This is a genomic window from Algihabitans sp., assembly GCF_965226985.1.
Classification (GTDB): domain Bacteria; phylum Pseudomonadota; class Alphaproteobacteria; order Kiloniellales; family DSM-21159; genus Algihabitans.
In genome coordinates, this window is the sequence record NZ_OZ245712.1 from 465284 (window position 1) to 482279 (window position 16996).

15 protein-coding genes are annotated in these 16996 nt (G+C 63.7%); 6 read left to right on the top strand and 9 right to left on the bottom strand.

All coding sequences use genetic code 11. The features are described from left to right. Positions 1-136 precede the first annotated feature (136 nt). The 5 genes from ACO054_RS02025 to ACO054_RS02045 all read left to right on the top strand — a co-directional run bounded on the left by ACO054_RS02025 (position 137) and on the right by ACO054_RS02045 (position 3400). Entirely contained in the window at positions 137-574 is a 438-nt protein-coding gene (locus tag ACO054_RS02025) for an ExbD/TolR family protein (RefSeq protein WP_421708779.1), read from the top strand. Positions 575-728: 154 nt separating this feature from the next. After that, positions 729-1559: a MotA/TolQ/ExbB proton channel family protein gene (locus ACO054_RS02030; protein ID WP_421708780.1), complete on the top strand. Its 831-nt coding sequence runs from the start codon at positions 729-731 to the stop codon at positions 1557-1559. Next, complete coding sequence (locus tag ACO054_RS02035) at positions 1513-1944, top strand: ExbD/TolR family protein (RefSeq protein ID WP_421708781.1); 432 nt, start codon at positions 1513-1515, stop codon at positions 1942-1944. Before ACO054_RS02030 ends, ACO054_RS02035 begins: the two co-directional genes overlap by 47 nt. 8 nt (positions 1945-1952) lie before the next feature. After that, positions 1953-2408: an ExbD/TolR family protein gene (locus ACO054_RS02040; protein WP_421708782.1), complete on the top strand. Its 456-nt coding sequence runs from the start codon at positions 1953-1955 to the stop codon at positions 2406-2408. After that, the gene (locus tag ACO054_RS02045) at positions 2408-3400 is read left to right on the top strand and encodes a TonB family protein (RefSeq protein ID WP_421708783.1); all 993 of its coding nucleotides are present in this window, start codon (positions 2408-2410) and stop codon (positions 3398-3400) included. The genes ACO054_RS02040 and ACO054_RS02045 overlap by 1 nt, the downstream gene beginning before the upstream one ends. A 37-nt stretch (positions 3401-3437) precedes the next feature. Here the strand turns inward: ACO054_RS02045 and ACO054_RS02050 are convergent, their stop codons facing one another. The 8 genes from ACO054_RS02050 to ACO054_RS02085 form a co-directional block, all read right to left on the bottom strand. After that, positions 3438-5516 (bottom strand): exonuclease domain-containing protein, encoded by a 2079-nt coding sequence (locus ACO054_RS02050; RefSeq protein ID WP_421708784.1) that lies wholly within the window; start codon positions 5514-5516, stop codon positions 3438-3440. Then, positions 5509-5898, bottom strand: a complete 390-nt coding sequence (locus tag ACO054_RS02055) for a response regulator transcription factor (RefSeq protein ID WP_421708785.1) — start codon at positions 5896-5898, stop codon at positions 5509-5511. The genes ACO054_RS02050 and ACO054_RS02055 overlap by 8 nt, the downstream gene beginning before the upstream one ends. A gap of 17 nt (positions 5899-5915) precedes the next feature. Further along, positions 5916-6434, bottom strand: a complete 519-nt coding sequence (locus ACO054_RS02060) for a hypothetical protein (protein ID WP_421708786.1) — start codon at positions 6432-6434, stop codon at positions 5916-5918. Between the two features lie 17 nt (positions 6435-6451). Beyond that, positions 6452-8275, bottom strand: a complete 1824-nt coding sequence (locus tag ACO054_RS02065; protein ID WP_421708787.1) for a putative nucleotidyltransferase substrate binding domain-containing protein — start codon at positions 8273-8275, stop codon at positions 6452-6454. 282 nt (positions 8276-8557) lie between these two features. Next, positions 8558-10327, bottom strand: a complete 1770-nt coding sequence (locus ACO054_RS02070; RefSeq protein WP_421708788.1) for a sodium:solute symporter family protein — start codon at positions 10325-10327, stop codon at positions 8558-8560. 21 nt (positions 10328-10348) lie between these two features. After that, complete coding sequence (locus ACO054_RS02075; protein ID WP_421708789.1) at positions 10349-10609, bottom strand: DUF4212 domain-containing protein; 261 nt, start codon at positions 10607-10609, stop codon at positions 10349-10351. Positions 10610-11121: 512 nt separating this feature from the next. After that, on the bottom strand, positions 11122-13914 hold the full coding sequence (locus tag ACO054_RS02080) for an ATP-binding protein (RefSeq protein ID WP_421708790.1): 2793 nt from the start codon (positions 13912-13914) through the stop codon (positions 11122-11124). Between the two features lie 3 nt (positions 13915-13917). Next, complete coding sequence (locus ACO054_RS02085; RefSeq protein ID WP_421708791.1) at positions 13918-14292, bottom strand: hypothetical protein; 375 nt, start codon at positions 14290-14292, stop codon at positions 13918-13920. 452 nt (positions 14293-14744) lie between these two features. Here ACO054_RS02085 and ACO054_RS02090 point away from each other — a divergent pair, with 452 nt between their 5' ends. After that, positions 14745-15848: a glycerol dehydrogenase gene (locus tag ACO054_RS02090; RefSeq protein ID WP_421708792.1), complete on the top strand. Its 1104-nt coding sequence runs from the start codon at positions 14745-14747 to the stop codon at positions 15846-15848. Here ACO054_RS02090 and ACO054_RS02095 read toward each other — a convergent pair. Then, positions 15833-16990, bottom strand: a complete 1158-nt coding sequence (locus tag ACO054_RS02095; protein ID WP_421708793.1) for a serine hydrolase domain-containing protein — start codon at positions 16988-16990, stop codon at positions 15833-15835. The genes ACO054_RS02090 and ACO054_RS02095 overlap by 16 nt on opposite strands. Between the last annotated feature and the right edge of the window lie 6 nt (positions 16991-16996).

Here is a 16996-nt window from a genome sequence, read left to right on the forward strand (position 1 = left end):
AACCTCTTGCCCTTTGGTCAAGCTTTATTGAGAATGATACGCAATTGCGGCAACTTATGGTGTCGCGTTGTGTAGACGGTCTCAGCGTTCGGCCTGCATCTCTGTCGAAAGTCCGGTTTCAAAGTCTGGAGACGTCATGACGGCACTTTTTCCAGAAAGATCCGTGGTGTCGGCCTTGCAGCGGCGCCGTCACCGAGAGGCGACAATCGGCCTTACGCCGCTCATCGATGTGATTTTCGTCGTGCTCATATTCTTCATGTTGGCGGGGCGTCTGGCTGCACCCGACGCCTTCGCCATTACGCCGCCAAGCTCTTCCAGCGAGCGTTCGCCCGAGGCGCGGCAGATCCTCGTGCTGCTCGGTGCTGACGGACGCCTGGGGTTCGAGGGTGATGTCGTCAGCGACGAAGCCTTGACCCGTCTGATCGCGCAGCGTCTAGCGGGGCCTGAGGTTATCCCGGTTCGGCTGAAGGCCGACGGGCGCAGCGACGCGAATCGCGTGATCACCGTCTTGAACTTGCTGGAGGGCGCCGGCGTCGAACGGCTGGTTCTGCTGACGCTTCCCGCGGAGGACTGACGCCCTTGCAAGATAGGCCGATCCGGACCGCGCGATCGGGGTTGAACGAAACCGCACTTCGTGCTGAAACTGACACTCATTCTCAGAAAGGTGGTGGAGCCGACAGCAACCCGGCTGTCTGGGCCCGGTGGGATTTGGTCGAGGATCGGTAAACATGAGCGAACAAACCGAAGCTGCGAACGCGGCGGATTCTGACGCCAGCAGCAGCGGCGTCGACGGGCTTAACCCGTCTGCGCCCGAGGCTGCCGGCCTAAACGCCGACGGAGCTTTCGGTGACCCGGCGAACCCGCCGAGCCTTCTGGAACAGGGCCTTGAGCTGTTTCAGGCCGGAGGTCCGGTTGTTGCGATCCTGGCCGTTATGTCCGTGGTGTCTCTGGCGATCGTCTTCGTCAAACTCTGGCAGTTTCGGGCCGCGCGCCTTGGCGATGGCCGCACGGCGCAGGAGGCCTTGTGGCTCTGGCGGACCGGTCGAGCCGGCGAGGCATTGAACCTGGCCGATAGCTCCCGGAATCCCGTGGCACAAGCGCTCGCGCGCGCTATGCGCGGCCAGCGTCGAGGTCTGCCGGAGGCGCGCGTGCGCGAAGAAGTCCTGCGGTACGGAACCGATGTTCTCGAAGCCCTGCGGAGCTGGTTTCGGCCGTTGGAAGTCATCGCCTCCCTGGCGCCGCTGCTTGGACTGTTCGGCACAGTGCTCGGCATGATCGAGGCTTTTCGCCAGTTGGAGGCGGCGGGCAATCAGGTTAACCCGGCCATTCTATCTGGCGGCATCTGGGAAGCGCTGCTCACGACGGCCGTCGGCTTGGCGGTCGCGATCCCCGTCGTTGCCCTGCTGAACTGGCTGGAGCGGAGGGTCGACCGGCTGGCCCATGAAATGGACAACACCGTGACCTGTGTTTTCACGGACGACCTCTCTGCCGAAACTGAGGAGGACCGGAACCATGCCGCCGCAGGCTTCCGTCCCGTCCCCGCAGCGGCTGGCGAGTAAGGCCGCGCGGCGGCGCGCGCTGATAAGCCTGACGCCGCTGATCGATGTGGTCTTCATTCTGCTGATCTTCTTTATGCTGGCGTCCAGCTTTCTCGACTGGCGGGCGATCGAGCTGAACGCACCGGCTCAGGCAGCGGCCGGGACGTCGGTCGAGGGCGCTCTGCTGGTGGAGGTGCGCAGCGATAGCCTTCGTCTGTCCGGCGAAACGGTTTCTCTCGACGCACTGGCGAGCCGCATCGCCACGCGCCTCGAAACAGCGCCGGATCAACGGGTGCTCGTTCGGCCGGCGTCCGGCGTGGCGCTGCAGCAGGCGGTCGCCGTGCTTGACCGTCTGAAGGCGGTTGGCGTCTCGGAGCTGTCGCTGATCCGCGATGGCGCGAATTGAGGCAGAGCATGCGATTTCAGTCGTCGCTCCACTTTCGGTCTGCACGCGCCAAAAGCGATGACGAGCGGGTTCTGCCGCTGGTCAACGTCGTTTTCCTGCTGCTGATCTTCTTTATGATTGCAGGTCAGCTTGCGGCTTCCGATCCCTTCGATATCGCACCACCTCTGTCGACCAGTGAGGGCCCGGCTGGAACTCAAGAGCTGTTGGTCCTTGTCGGAGCGGACGGTCGCCTTGCCCTGGACGGCGAAACGTTGTCGGAGGTCGATTTCAAGGCTGCGCTGACTGAGCGTTTGTCGGATGGCGCCGCGCCGAGCGTCCGTATGAAAGCCGACGGCGGCGCTGAGGCCAATCAGGTGGTTGCCGTTATGGAGCTCTTGCGCGGAGCCGGCGTCGAACGGCTTACCTTGTTGACATTGCCGCAACCCGGATCTGCCGTTGGCGCTTCCCCGGACGGGGAGAACTGATGATACGGATCGCTCCCCGACACTGGCTGACGGCCTTCGCTGTTGCCCTGCTCCTGCATCTGGGTGTTGCTGCCGCCATGTTGTGGCAAGCACCGGAGAGCGGCGCGCAACAGGCCGGCATCGGAGGGATCGAAATTTCCCTAGGTCCCGCTGGTGGCGCGCCGGGCGCGCCTGCCCCCGAGGCTCCAGATGCTCAGGAAGCCGAGGAGGTTGCTCCGACCGAAGCCGCGTCGGATCCGACGGCCACGGAGGTTGCCGCCGTCCCCCCAGATCCCGTCCAGTCAGAGGTCGTGCCGCCCGAGCCGACCGAAGCGATCGAGCCTGAGGTGGCGGAACCTGTCGAGGCCCTCGTCGCCGAGGTGCCGCCGGTCGAGCCGGTCGAGGCCGAAACGCCAGTGGTCCCAGTGGAGGACCCTCTGCCCGAACCTCTGGAAGCGGAGGAGGTCCAGCCGCAAGAAAGCGTTGCGGAAGCAGTCGTTACTCCGCCGATGCCGCCGCGCAGGCCGCCGCCGCCACAGCCTCAGCAGGTTGCCCAGCCGCAACCCGACCCGAGCCCTCCGGCGCCGCCGACTCCCGCAGCCGAGACGCCGGAACAGACCGCTGCTCTGCCACCGACAGCACCGGGCGCCGGCGGTCGGTCGGGCACGCAAGCCAGCCCGAACGCCGGCAGTGCGAACGACACCAGCGGTGGCGGTTTTCCTGGGGCCGAAGCGGACTTCATGGCGCAACTCCAGGCTTGGTTGGAGAAGCATAAGGAATACCCACGCCGTGCTCAGCTTCGCCGGCAAGAAGGCGTTGCGCTGCTGTACTTCGTCATGGACCGCGACGGACAGGTGATCGAATACCGACTTCAGGAGAGTTCGGGTTACGACCTGCTCGACCGTGAAGTCTCCGACATGATCGAGCGCGCGCAACCCTTACCGAAGATGCCCGACGATCTGACCCAGGCGCGTCTTGAACTGGTGGTGCCGGTACAGTTTTTCCTAAGGTGAACGCAGACAATCATGCGTCCGCTGCTGGAGTGTTGCCCTACTCGACCGTCGTCAGCAGCCGCTTGTGCTTTCGGCTTTCCTCGAAGGCGTTGGACAGCGTGGTGATGCCCGTCTCTTCGAGCATCGGCAGCATCTTCAGAAAGGCTGTAGCCGTTGCGCGGGCGTCGCCCAGCGCGGTATGGCGGGCTGCGGCTGGAATATCGACGCCGAGGCGATCGCTGAGGGCGTCGAGCGTGTGAACGTCGCTTTGCCCGAACAGCGTGGCGGACAGTAGCACCGTATCGAGCACCGGATTCTCGAAACGTGCCCCGATCGCCCTCTCGTGCCGCCGCAGGAAGGCCATATCGAAGGGCGCATTGTGCGCGACCAGCACGGCGTCTTCGCAAAAACTGTGAAAGCGACTGCCGGCCTCCGAGATCGGCGGCGCCTTGGCGACCATCGAATCGTCGATCCCGTGGATTGCGGTTGAGGAGGCGGGGATGGGGCGCCCGGGATGCACCAGACTCTCGAAGGCTTCGCCATCCTGAAGCTGACCGTTGACGATCCGCAGCGCGGCGATCTGGACGATCTCGTCCCCGTTCTCGGGTTCCAGGCCTGTGGTTTCGGTGTCGAAGACGACGTAGGTGAGGGAGGTCAGCAAGCGGTTCTCCAGCGGGCCGGGCGGTCTCGCCAGAAGATCGAAGTCCCAGAGGGCTGGGCGGAGAGCCGCGGGGTGCGAGGCCGTCTCGGCCCGAGCGGCGTGAAGCGGAAGACGCAGGCGCTGCCGCCCGTCGTCCGTGTGACCGGGCCAGATGTCGGTGCCGTGACTGTCGAGGGCGTCGCGACCGCTTTGTTCGCCATAGCCTCCGGCCAGCGGGGCGGCGAGAAGGGCGTCGAGGCGCGACATTGGCAGCGGCTGTCCCGTCCAGATCAGATCGATTACGGCGCCGTTGCCGTCCTTGCCGATGGTCAGGCGGAGCGGTGTCGCCACGATCTCGGCGACGGCACGAACCGCCGTTTCGATGACCAACGCCAGAGCGAAGCCGTCACAGCGGAGCAGGAGCGGGGAGGACTCCGTGGAAAGGGAGGCCGCGTCTCCCGCCAAGCGGGCTTCGACGGAATCGATCAGGTCGCTGGCGGCCACTTCGGCCATGGGCCACCAGGATCCCGCCGTTGCATCGGCAGCAGTCCCCAACTCGGTCACGGCACGGGCGAGATCCTGCGTTTCGCCTGCCAGCGCGTCCTGGAGTTTCTTGCGGGCCGTCGTGCCGAGATCGGGCGCGGCGGCCAGCGCATCCAGCGTTGCGGAGATGTTGGCGGCAGGACGTCGCGTTCGCTCGAAGACCTCATGCAGTAGCCGCTCTCGCGCGGCATGGGCGGCGATATCCTCGGTCGTATCGCGCAGCGTCAGCACGTAGCCTGTAGACTCCGGTGCCTCGCTGCCGAGCAGGCGCATGGCACCCTGCAGGACACGCGATCCGTCCTGTGTCGTGCAGAGAACGCTCGCGGCCGGTGCAGCGCGTCCGGCGCGCAGCAGGCGCGCTCTCGCGTGCTGGATCGGCCCTTCACGCAGCAGATTGAAAAGGGGTCTGTCCAGTCCGATCTCGCCGACGTCCCGTAACAGGACTACGGCCTGATCGTTGCAGAGAGCAATGCGATGGTCTGCCGTGCAAAGGAGAACGCCGACCTGGACGTCCCGAAGGACCGCCTCGAGACGTGTCTTCTCCTCGGCGATGCGAGCGGTTTCGCGCGCCACGGCCTCGGCAAGTTCCGTCCGTGTATCCACAAGGCTGGCGGTGACCGCATCGCAGGCTGGACCAAGGTCGCCGAGATAACGGGCCGGCTTTGAATCGATGGCCTGCCCGACGTCGGTGTGGGCTCTTACGCGTAGGGCGGCCGCCAGCGTCTGCACCGGCTTGGCAACATTCTCGTCGAACAGCAACCAAACCCAGGCTGTAAGGCCGGTCAGCGCGAAGCAGGCAAGGGCGGCCGCCACCACGAAGGCGGAGATCGTCGCGGTCGTACCGATCCGCTGCCACCCGATAAAGAGGGCCGCAACGATTGCGGCCGAGCCGGCGAGCGCGATCAGCGCAAAAAACAGGAAGATCCGAACTCTCAGGCTACGTTGCTCAAACATCCTGCTTGGTCTCTTCGTCTCCCAACAGACGGCGAACTTCCTCAGTCAAAACCGCAACGGAGAAAGGTTTCGTAATGAAGCCGTCCGCACCCATGTCGAGGCTTTTGCGCTTCGGAATGGCGCCCCCGGTGGCCGTCATCATCAGGATCTTCACCTGAGAAAAGGCGGGATCGAGCCGAATCTTCTGACAGACCTCATAACCCGAGGCGCCGGGTAGCGAGATGTCTAGAAGGATCAGGTTCGGCGCTTGCTCGGCAACGGCTTCGAGCGCGTCCGGGCCGCTGGTGACGCGCCGGATGACATAGCCTTCCCGTTGCATCAGGAACTCCAGGGCGATGGCGATGCTGTCTTCGTCTTCGACCAGGAGTACCGATTTCGCCATGACAGGCTTCCCCGATTTCAACTCGTGCCGCAGACGGCGGTCATGAGAGGATCGTCCCGACTTGCCGGACGCCAGTCCGGGTTGGAGACGGTTCCGTCCGCTGCGAAGTCAACTCCGTCTGCGATGTCGGCGCGACGCAGTTCCAGGCAGTCGAGCAGCACCGGGACGCGCGCACGAGGACCGTGACGGTTGATCACGTAAACGTCGACCAATGCCTGGCCCGGTGCGGCCTCGTTGCGGCGCGTGCCCTCGACATCGACGGCCATGAACCGAAGAACGAGCGGGTTCACATAGGACCAGGGCCGCCAGACGGCGCTCTCAGCCGGCGCCGACACGATTTCGATGCCGTCCGGTAGGGTCGCCGAGGTCCGGTCGAACCAGGTGTATTCGCTCCAGATGCCGAAACCGATCATCGCGAGGCCGGCAACGGCGGGCACGGTAAAGCGCGGCAGCGCCGGGACCATGCGTCTGGCAAGCAGTGCCACTCCGGCGGCCGCGAAACCAAGGGCCACGGCGGCGACGAGTTCGATCAGCATCTGTAACCCTCCCTTGGCTAAAGCACGGCCGCGCGGCCATGGGCGATTGCCGACTGCATGGTTTTTACCACGACGAAGGCGTCGCGAAGGTGGCTGCGCTCGAAGTCGGACAGCGCTGCCGGAGACATGAAGTTGTCCGGCTTCTCGCCCGCCCGAACGCGAGCGACCTGATGTCGCAAGCGGGTTTCGGCGATCAGATCGTAGGCCGCGATCAGATCCCGTCCGCCGCTGGCGCTGACGATCCCTGCTTTCTGGGCTGCTTCGAGACGCTGGCGGGTGTTGGCCGCCTCGACCTGGCCCTGGATGGCGTAGATACGGCCCAGGTCGACCACCGGTACGACGCCATTGAGTTTGAGGTCGAGCGTGTCCTTGTGTTCGCCGGAGCGAATCGTTGCGAAGCCGCGCAGCAGGCCGAGCGGTGGGGCGTGGCTGAGCGCGTTGGCGACCATGTGCGCGACGAAGATGCTGTTCGAGGCGGCGAGTGCCAGAGTCTCGGACATCACGTCGCGGAAAAGGCTCTCTTCCCCTCCGATCGGGCGGAGGTCGAACATGACAGAGGCGAGCATCTGCGCCATGGGATCGGGCTTGCGGATCCAGCCGGCAAAGTAGTCCCGCCACACCTGCACGGGCTGGCGCCAGCGTGTCGTCGTCGCCATCATCTCGCCGGGGCAGTAGTAGTAACCGCAGGCATCCAAACCGTCCGACACGAACTTGGCCAAGGCCTCGAAGTAGCCGTCATGCTCGGGGCGGGCGTCTTCGGAGAGAAAGAGACAGTTGTCTTGGTCGGAGACACCGGTCTGCTCTTGTCGGCCCTGGCTGCCGCAAGCCAGCCAGAGATAAGGGACCGGTGGCGGTCCCAGCTCTTCCTCGGCAAGCCGCAGCAGCCGTCGGGTCGCGGCATCCGCGATGTCGGTGATCAGGCGCGTCGCCACCCAATGGGGATTGCCCGCGCCGACCAACTGGGCCAGCAGATCGGGAATACGGCTAACAACGCTGGCCAGAGCTTGGCTGTTCTCGGCATCGGCAATCTCCCGCACCAGGTGCGCCGAGGATACGGCCTGATGCCGCGTCAAGTCCGTCTGGGTCACGACCCCGATGACACGCTTGCCTTCGACGACCGGCAGGTGGCCTATCCGGCGTTCCAGCATGGCATGCAGGACATCGGACCCCAGGGCACCAGGGGCCAGCGTTATGGGCTCGGGCGACATCGCCTCGGTGATCGGGGCATCGGTCGGCAGGCCCTCCGCAAGGGCACGTTTCACCAGGTCGCGGTTCGTGACGATGCCGACCAGGCGAGAGTCCTGCAAGACCAGAAGGCAGGAGACCTGCTTGTCACGCATCAATCCGGCGGCCTCCGCCACCGTGGTGGAGGGCGTGCAGGTAATGGGATGGGGTGTCATCAGATCCGCGATGCGTGTCGTCGCAAGATCCGGGGTACGAGTCTCGGAGGGGCGGGAGCGATCGAAGAAGCGGGCGAAGGCTGGCCGTGCCGCGACCAGACGTCTGAACTCCTCCGCTGGCAGGAGCAGCAGCCGTGTCTCGCTTTGCGCCATCGCGGTGGTGGCCGCCGTGCCGTCGCGCAGCAGCCCGCGCTCGCCAAAGCTGTTGCGCGGACCGAGGATCGAGACAAGTGCGCCGTTGCGGTCGCGGACGTCCACCCGTCCCTCAGCGACTACGTAGAGCCCGTCCAGGCGCTCGCCGAGCGTATAGATCGGAGCGCCTGCTTCGCATTCGACCTCACGAAAGGCGCTTGCGACTTTCGTCAGCTCGTCGGGAAGAAGGCTGTCGTAAGGATGCACGCCGGCGAGGAAGGTCGCGGTATCGCTTACTTCGACATCCATCGGCAAACGTGCCTCACAAAGAGATACGGGGCTCGCGGCTGCGATACCTGTCCGGCTGTCCCAACGCTCCGCCCTCTTGCCTCATTCGCAGGGGGCGGAGGTGTCTGGCGATCTTATGGCTTTGGGGCGCGATTTAAAACCGACGGCCCGGCGCCGAAAATCTCCGCCGACGGCAAGCGCTAGAGGCGACAGCAGAGCGGCGACGAAGAGATCGATCCCGCGGCTCGTGAGGCGCCGGAACAGGCGCCTCACGAGTACGCGAAACCGAGTCGAACGCGAACCCTAGTGAGCCACCGGCCCAGTGGCCCCGCGCGGTACGCGGATGCTCTCGACGAGATCCTGGATCTCCTTCGGGGGCTCCGCCGTCATGCGAGACACGACGATGGCGACCGCGAAGTTCAGCATGGCACCGATCGATCCGATGGACAGCGGTGAGATGCCAAAGACCCAGTGCTCTGCGGTGTCGGGCAATATGTTGGTGCCCGGAATGAAGAGGAACCCTTTGTAGGTGAAGATGTAGCCCACGGTGAAGATCAGGCCTGCCAGCATGCCGGCGATGGCACCGAAATTGTTCGCGCGCTTGTAAAAGATTCCCATCATGAGAGCCGGGAAGATCGAGGCCGCTGCGATACCGAAGGCAAGCGCTACGGTCTGTGCCGCGAAGCCCGGTGGATTGAGCCCCAGCCAAGTGGCTACGGCGATCGCCGCAGCCATTGCGATTCGGGCGGCAAGCAGCTCGCCTTTCTCCGAGATGCCCGGGTTGATGGTGGCCTTGATCACGTCATGACTGACGGCCGAAGAGATGGCGAGTAGCAGACCTGCGGCCGTTGACAATGCCGCCGCAAGTCCGCCTGCCGCCACCAGGGCGATGACCCAGCCGGGCAATTGCGCGATCTCTGGATTGGCAAGAACCAGGATGTCGCGGTTCACGACCAGCTCGGAACCTGCCCAGCCGTTGGCTTCCGCCGTTGCCGCGAAGGTTTCCGATCTGTCGTTATAGAGCTGGATGCGACCGTCGCCGTTCTTGTCCTCGAAGGTCAGGAGTCCGGTCACCTCCCAGTTTCTCATCCAGTCCGGCCGTTCGTCGTAGGCCAGGGATTCGGCCTGCGGTCCGTTCGGATAGATGGTGTCGATGATGTTCAGCCGTGCCATGGCCCCAACGGCGGGCGCCGAGAGATAGAGCAGGGCGATGAACACCAAGGCCCAACCCGCCGACCAGCGCGCGTCCGCCACCTTCGGTACCGTGAAGAAGCGGATGATGACGTGAGGCAGACCGGCTGTACCGATCATCAGCGAGAAGGTGAAGAGCACCATGTTCAGGGTGTTGGTGTGGTGCCCTGTGTAGGAGGCGAAGCCGAGATCCTGGACCACCTGATCGAGCGTCGCCAGCAGCGGCTGACCCGAAAGAGTGTGCTCGGAGAACAGACCGATCGGCGGTATCGGGGTGCCGGTCAGCTGCAGCGAGATGAAGATCGCCGGGATCGTGTAGGCGGTGATCAGCACGCAGTATTGAGCCACCTGCGTGTAGGTGATCCCCTTCATGCCGCCCAGCACGGCGTAGAGGAAGACGACGCCCGCGCCGATGAAGAGGCCGGTCGCGTTGGAAACCTCCAGGAAGCGGGAGAAGGCCACGCCGACACCCGTCATCTGCCCGATCACGTAGGTCACCGAGGCGACGATCAGGCAGAGCACGGCGACCAAGCGCGCGGTCGGGCTGTAGAAGCGGTCGCCGATGAACTCCGGAACCGTGAACTTACCGAACTTCCGAAGATAGGGCGCCAGGAGCAGAGCGAGCAGCACGTAGCCGCCGGTCCAACCCATCAGGAAGGAGGAGTTGTCGTAACCGACAAAGGCAATCAGGCCGGCCATAGAAATGAAAGAGGCCGCCGACATCCAGTCCGCGGCCGTGGCCATACCGTTGGTTACCGGGTGAACACCGCGGCCCGCGGCGTAGAAGTCCGAGGTGCTCCCGGCCCGAGCCCAAATCGCGATGCCGATGTAGAGTGCGAAGGTCGCGCCCACCACCAGCAGGTTGAGCGTGTATTGATCCATCGTTCGTTGCCCCCCTTTGGCCTACTGCTCGTCGACGCCGTGTTCGCTGTCGAGGTTGTTCATTCGCCAGGCGTAAAAGAAGATCAGGGCCAGGAAGACCAGGATCGAACCTTGCTGGGCGAACCAGAAACCCAGATCCGTGCCACCAATGGATATGCCTGACAAAAGCGGCCGCAGCACGATGCCGAAGCCAAAGGAGACCGTTGCCCAGATCACTAGGCAAATGCTCACAAGCCGAATGTTCGCTGACCAATAACTATTTGAGGGTTGCTGTTCTGCCACGGGTGTCTCCTCCTCAGTTGTCCTCTAGTTCGGCGGTTTGATTTTATCCAAAATACCCAGCTTCGGGTATTAGGGCTTACCGTTAGGCGCAAACTGAATTCTTCCAGTTTACGACGATGGCAGCTTATGCGGCGGATCGGTGTCACCGCAAGCGGCGCTGTTTGACAACGGCACTTTTCACGCCGGCAGGTTAGGAAATCTCTATAGTTGGCAGGAAGTTGTGAGTGCTGGCTATTTGAATTCAGGGGCTGTGCGACTCCAATAGTTTAGCCTCCAAAGCTCTGAAATCCTCAAGGATGCTTTAGCAAAAACCGTAAGACTGGCGGACGAGTTCTCCTGCGGATCTTCGATCTCTATGGTTACTAGAGCAGGATCGCCTTAGGTGGAATCGCTCTAGCGATCCCGCCTAAGGCGTGAATCCTACTCTCATCATAAGGTTTAGAGGGCGATTCACGTCTCAGGTGGAAGCCAAACGCTTCCACCTGAGACGATCGCACTCTAGGTGACCGTGATTACTGGGCTGCAACGCTTGCGGCGTCGAGCAGTCGCACGACAAAGACCGATCCGCCCGGTCCGGTTTGATCCAGGCGCAACTGGCCGCCGAGATGCTGCATGATCTGACGTGAGATCGGCAGTCCCAGACCGCTACCGCTGAGCGCGATTCCGGCTTTCTCCGTGCCAGCGCGTGCGAATTTTGAGAAGATTTTGTCTCTGTCGCTTTCAGGAATGCCGGGGCCGTTGTCACAGAACCGCAGCTCGACCCGGCCATGCGGTGCTTTGCCCTGGGTCACCCAGACTTTGCGCGGAGACGTCGCCTTTGCCTGATCGTTCTCGTCCGGCTGTCGATGATACTTGATGGCGTTGGACAGCAAGTTGACGAAAACCTGCTTCAGTCGGTCTTCGTCTCCCACGACCCAGATCGCGTCCTGGCCAAGGTCGACCTGCAGGTCCACACCCGATTGCTTGGCGAGGCCTTCCATGGTTTCGACCGCCGCCGCCGCGATCCTGGCTGCATCCAGGCGATCCCGCCGCAGGGTCGCTTCCCCGCTTTCCATCCGGCTGAGATCCAGGATCTCGTCGAGCAGGCGAGTCAGACGTTCGCTTTCCTTGTGGATGATCTTGAGGAAATGGCCCGCTTGTTCACTGTCCAGTTGCTGATCTTGATCCGACATGTCGCTCAGGATTTCGGCGAAGGAGCGGATGGAGGTCATCGGCGTCCGCAGTTCATGGCTGACGCGGCTCAGGAACTCGTCCTTCATCTTGTCGAGCGCCTTGAGCTGGGCATTGGCCGCGCGAAGCTGCGTGGCCGTCTCCTGCAACTCCTGCGATTTGCGCTCGAGCGCCCGGCTGGTCCGGATTGCCTGTTGCGTCTCGTCGAGAAGACCGATCAAGGCGTCCAGGCTGATGGTCTCTCCCTTCACGATGCCCGAGACGAGCGAGCGGGCGGAGGCCGCACCGACACTGCTGGCCAGTTGGCGTTCGACATAGGCGATCAAGGGCGGGTCCGGGGCCGGCAGGTCGTCTTCGCGGCCCTGGCGTCGCGCATAGTCCCGGAAGATCTCGCGACTACGCTCCGCGCCTAGGATCCTCTGAGCGAGGCGTAGCAGGTCCTTGGTCGTGGCCGAGCGCTGCAGCGCCACCTCGGCCTGGGGTTTGCCTGGCTGCAGGGCGTTGACGAACAGGGCCGACTGTAGGCTTTCGATCGGGCTCGGCCGGGTGAACAGCGAGACGATCACGAAGACCGCCAGGTTGGCGCTCATCGACCAGAAGAGGCCATGGACCAGAGGATCCCAGCCCTCCAATCCTAGGAAGGCGCCAGGCCTGAGCAGCGCGACGCCACCCAAGCCCTGTGTCACCAGATCTTCCAGCGCCCAGCCCGCCTTAGCCAGTTTGGGCACAAGCAGCGTGTAGGCCCAGAAAACGAATCCCACGACCAATCCGCAGAGTGCGCCGGACTTCGTCGCGTGTTTCCAGTAGACGCCGCCGATCAGAGCGGGGGCGAACTGAGCCACGCCGGCGAAGGAAATCAGGCCGATTGAGGCCAAGGGACTGCCGGTGTCCGTGCCCCGGTAGTAGATGAAGCCGAGGACGAGGATGGCGACGATCGACAGGCGACGCGTCAGGAGCAGCATGCCCGACAGATTGCCGGCCTCCGGGCTGGCGAAGTAAGAGCTGCGCAACAGCAAGGGCGCTACCAGGTGGTTGGAGATCATGATCGACAGCGCCAGGCTGGCGACGATCACCATCGAGGTTGCTGCCGAGAGGCCGCCGATGAAGGCGAGCAGAGCGAGGTCTTCGCGCCCGGCCGAAAGCGGGACCGTGAGCACGTAGAGGTCGGTGTCGGCGCCGGCCGGCAGAGCGGTCAGGCCGACGGCGGCGATCGGCAGGACGAACAGACTGATCAGCATCAGATAGAGGGGAAACAGCCAAGCCGCCGTGGCGAGATGGCGCTCGTCGGAATTCTCGACGACGGTGACTTGGAACTGACGCGGCAGACAGATCGCCGCGATGCCTGCCAGAAAGAGCGTCGTGACCCAGCGTGGCTCGAATCCGTCGGGGAAACTGTAAAGGTGGCTCAGGTCCGGTCGTTCCTGCACGCGGGAGACGAGATCGCTCAATCCACCGCCGAGCCCATAGAGAGCGAAGAGACCGACCGCGGCAAAGGCCAGAAGTTTTACGACCGATTCGAACGCGATGGCCGCGACCACGCCCGGATGTCGTTGATCGGCGCCCAAGTTGCGGGTGCCGAAGAGAATGACGAAGGCTGCCATCGACACCGTCACCCAAAAGCCGGTATCGGCCAGCAGCCCAGTCCCAAACCCCGTTCGGCTGACCTCCGCAGCGTTCGATGCCGCCGTTCCGACCAGGACCTCGTAGCTGGCGGTTACGGCCTTAAGCTGCAGGGAAATGTAGGGAATGCTGCCGATGACGGCCATCAAGGTGACCAGCGCCGAGATGGCGGCGCTCTTGCCGTAGCGGGCAGAGATAAAATCCGCGATCGAGGTGATGTTCTGGGTCCGGCTGATCCGCACCAGCTTGCGCAGCAACAACCACCAGCCGACGAAAACCAGCGTCGGTCCGAGATAGATGGTCAGAAACTCAAGCCCGTTACGACTGGCCGATCCGACGGCGCCGTAGAAAGTCCAGGAGGTGCAGTAGACCGCGAGAGACAGGGTATAGACCAGCGGTGAACCGATGAATTGGGCCGCCCCCTTGCGAACCCTGCGTTCCGTCAGGAAAGCCAATAGAAACAGCAGGCCGAGATAGAGCCCCGACACCAGCAGGACGACGCCGGCAGGCAGCATGCTCTAGGTCCCCCGCTCCGCCTCGCCGGGCGACCTGGTCGGCTCGTCCGCCGCAGTGGCTTGGGTGCCCTCCGTCGTGTTTTCCATCTCAGACTGACTGAGGCGACGGCCAAGCAGCGCGCTGGCAAGGATCACCAGCGACCAGATCCCGAAGATGTAGACGAGAAGCAGCGGTACACCGCCGAGCAGGCCGTTCTGATCGAAGATCCGGACATAGGGGGGCAGGAAAGTCAGCAGCAGGGCGATGGGAAGCACCACGGCAATATCGCGCAGGCGCCGATCTCCCTGTCTCTTACTGGGGTCCCTACCGGACCGCTCCTGCAGTCGCGCCCCGCTGTCTCGGTCGACGGAGCCGGAGCTTTCGAACTCATCGGTCATGCGGTCGGACCGAGCTGCCGGTTGCGGTCATCCTCCCGGGCCTGCCATCCCGGTTCCTCCCAATGTGAATTGCAATTGATCGTTCTCGTGCCGATCATTTTCACACTGAGTATCGCTGGTTTCTTCCCTGACGACGAGTCCCTCTGGCCACGACCGCTCCCGAGCGTTCCTTCCAGGGCTTGGTGCCGCGCAGCCGCGGCCTGTGCTGGCATGTCTCCCCATTTCGCGCGGTTTTCGAAGGGCTCCGGCCGTTGGCGGTCTGGCCAATTCCGTTTGATGACGATCAAAGTAGAGCTGCTCGGAATCTGTTCATCTATGTCAACGAGGCAGCGTTCGGGTGAGCTGGTCGAGTTCGCCGCAGGGGGGACTGCTTCGTTTTTGTATCGCATCGTCGGTGCGCCTCAGGGCGCGCTATCGATCGCAGTTGTCAGACGCAGAGGGGACACATCCGTATGTTGACCACAGCCATTTTCCCGGGGCGCTACGTCCAGGGCGCGCATGCCTTGGCATCACTGGGCGAGGAGGTGGAGCGCCTGGCCGCTGCGGCTTTGGTTCTGATCGACGGCTTCGTCGACGAGCAGCTTCATGACACCGTGGTGGCGGGTCTGGGGGCCCTGCCTCATCGCCTTGAGCGCTTCGGAGGGGAGTGCAGCCGGACAGAGATCGACCGTTTACTCGCCCTCGCCAAGTCCGGCGAGGCTGGTGCCGTGGTGGGTGTCGGTGGCGGCAAGACCATGGACACGGCCAAGGCCGTGGCTCACGAGCTCGGCTGCCCGGTCATCATCGTGCCGACGCTCGCCTCGACCGATGCGCCCTGTTCGGCACTGTCGGTCATCTACACGCCGGACGGGCAGTTCGAGAGCTATCTGGTTTTGCCGCGCAATCCCGACGTGGTGCTCGTCGACACGGCCGTCATCGCCAAGGCGCCGGTGCGTTTCCTCGTGGCCGGTATCGGCGATGCTCTGGCGACCTGGTTCGAGGCGGAAAGCTGCCGTATCCGGCGGGCCGGCAACATGACCGGACGGCCCGGCACCATGACCGCCTACGCCCTGGCCCGGCTCTGCTACGATACCTTGATGGAGTACGGCCGCCTGGCCAAGACCGCCGGTGAGCAGGGCGTCGTGACGCCGGCTTTCGAGCATGTGGTGGAGGCCAATACCCTGCTGTCGGGCCTGGGTTTCGAGTCCGGCGGTCTGGCGGCCTGTCATGCCATCCACAATGGGCTGACGATCCTGGAGGAAACCCATGCCTACTGGCATGGCGAGAAGGTCGCCATCGGTGTGGTCGCGGCGCTCTTCCTGACCGACCAACCCGCCGAACGGGTGGAGGAGATCTACGACTTCTGCCTAGACGTCGGTCTTCCGGTGACCCTTGCGGAGATCGGACTGGAAGGGGTGTCCGACGAACGGTTGATGCAGGTGGCCGAAGCGGCCTGCGCCCCTGGTGAGACGATTCATCACGAGCCACACGAGGTGAAACCGGAAACGGTTTTCTGGGCGCTGAAGGCGGCCGATGCCGAAGGGCGTCGGCGCAAGGACTTCTACGAACTTCTGTAGGTGGCGTAGACGGTCGTTTCGAAGTCGCTGTAGAGCTGCATGAAACGCGGATCGGCGAAGGGCAAGAACTGGGTCATCAGGACGGCCGCGAGGTTTTTGCGCGGGTCGAACCAATAATGGGTGTTGAGCACGCCGGCCCAGCCCTGCGATCCGGCCGATCGTTGACCGGGCTGGTCGTCCTCGACGCGCATGAATCCGAAACTGTGGGTTTTCCGTGCGCCTGGGAAGATGTCGACATCTGCCGAGACGGTGGGCGCGACGGTCACCATCCTTTCGAGGGACAGCCTGCCGATATGGTTGGCCAGCATCCGTTCGACGCCTTGCCGGGACAGAATTGTCTGCCCGTCCAGCGTGCCGCCGCTCAACAGCATGCGCAGGAAGCGCAGATAATCGGGCGCCGTCGCGTAGAGCGCGTGACCCATGCCGTAGTACTCAGGGGTCGGTGGCGGCACCATTTCGGAGGGCTCGAAGGCACCGTCTTCGCTACGGAAGAGACAGTCGACCAAGCGATCCTGATCAACTTGGTTGGGCTCGAAGCCGGTATTTGTCATGCCAAGCGGTTCGAAGATCTCTTCCCGGCAGAAGCGCTCGACGGAGCGTCCGTCGACCGCCTCGACCACCTGGCCCAGCCAGTCGATACCGATCCCGTAGGCCCAACGCGTGCCCGGATCGCTCATAAGGGGATAGAACAGGGCCTCGCGGCTGCCGGACAGTATCGAGGCCAGCCCTGTCGCCTCCATGTACTTGGGCATGTCGGCGTTCCAGATTTCGTACTCCAGACCGCTCGTATGGGTCGCCAGATGCCGGACGGTGACCGGGCGAGCGGGGTCACGCAGGATCGGGACGGTTCCGTCGAAGCCGTCGAGGACCTTCACGCGACCGAAGTCTGGTATGACGTCCGCAACCGCTGTGTCGAAATCGAGCTTGTCGCGGTCGATCAGGATCATCGCAGCCAGCGATCCGATCGCCTTGGTCATGGAGAAGATGCGGAAGACGCTATCCTCTCCGGCTGGCTGTCTTGCGGCAGCATCTCCCGCGCTGCCCGACCATTCCAGGCCGTCGCTATTGCCAACCATGGCAACGACGAAAGGTACGGTTCCCTCCGCCACCGCATCGCGCAGAAGCGCGTCCAAAGCCGACATTCCACT

Coding starts and splice junctions, on each gene's coding strand:
- ACO054_RS02055 (WP_421708785.1), bottom strand. CDS start 5,898: ATGGCGAAATCGGTACTCCTGGTCGAAGACGAAGACAGCATCGCCATC.
- ACO054_RS02040 (WP_421708782.1), top strand. CDS start 1,953: ATGCGATTTCAGTCGTCGCTCCACTTTCGGTCTGCACGCGCCAAAAGC.
- ACO054_RS02065 (WP_421708787.1), bottom strand. CDS start 8,275: ATGGATGTCGAAGTAAGCGATACCGCGACCTTCCTCGCCGGCGTGCAT.
- ACO054_RS02085 (WP_421708791.1), bottom strand. CDS start 14,292: ATGACCGATGAGTTCGAAAGCTCCGGCTCCGTCGACCGAGACAGCGGG.
- ACO054_RS02045 (WP_421708783.1), top strand. CDS start 2,408: ATGATACGGATCGCTCCCCGACACTGGCTGACGGCCTTCGCTGTTGCC.
- ACO054_RS02050 (WP_421708784.1), bottom strand. CDS start 5,516: ATGTTTGAGCAACGTAGCCTGAGAGTTCGGATCTTCCTGTTTTTTGCG.
- ACO054_RS02035 (WP_421708781.1), top strand. CDS start 1,513: ATGCCGCCGCAGGCTTCCGTCCCGTCCCCGCAGCGGCTGGCGAGTAAG.
- ACO054_RS02070 (WP_421708788.1), bottom strand. CDS start 10,327: ATGGATCAATACACGCTCAACCTGCTGGTGGTGGGCGCGACCTTCGCA.
- ACO054_RS02090 (WP_421708792.1), top strand. CDS start 14,745: ATGTTGACCACAGCCATTTTCCCGGGGCGCTACGTCCAGGGCGCGCAT.
- ACO054_RS02060 (WP_421708786.1), bottom strand. CDS start 6,434: ATGCTGATCGAACTCGTCGCCGCCGTGGCCCTTGGTTTCGCGGCCGCC.
- ACO054_RS02095 (WP_421708793.1), bottom strand. CDS start 16,990: ATGTCGGCTTTGGACGCGCTTCTGCGCGATGCGGTGGCGGAGGGAACC.
- ACO054_RS02080 (WP_421708790.1), bottom strand. CDS start 13,914: ATGCTGCCTGCCGGCGTCGTCCTGCTGGTGTCGGGGCTCTATCTCGGC.
- ACO054_RS02030 (WP_421708780.1), top strand. CDS start 729: ATGAGCGAACAAACCGAAGCTGCGAACGCGGCGGATTCTGACGCCAGC.
- ACO054_RS02025 (WP_421708779.1), top strand. CDS start 137: ATGACGGCACTTTTTCCAGAAAGATCCGTGGTGTCGGCCTTGCAGCGG.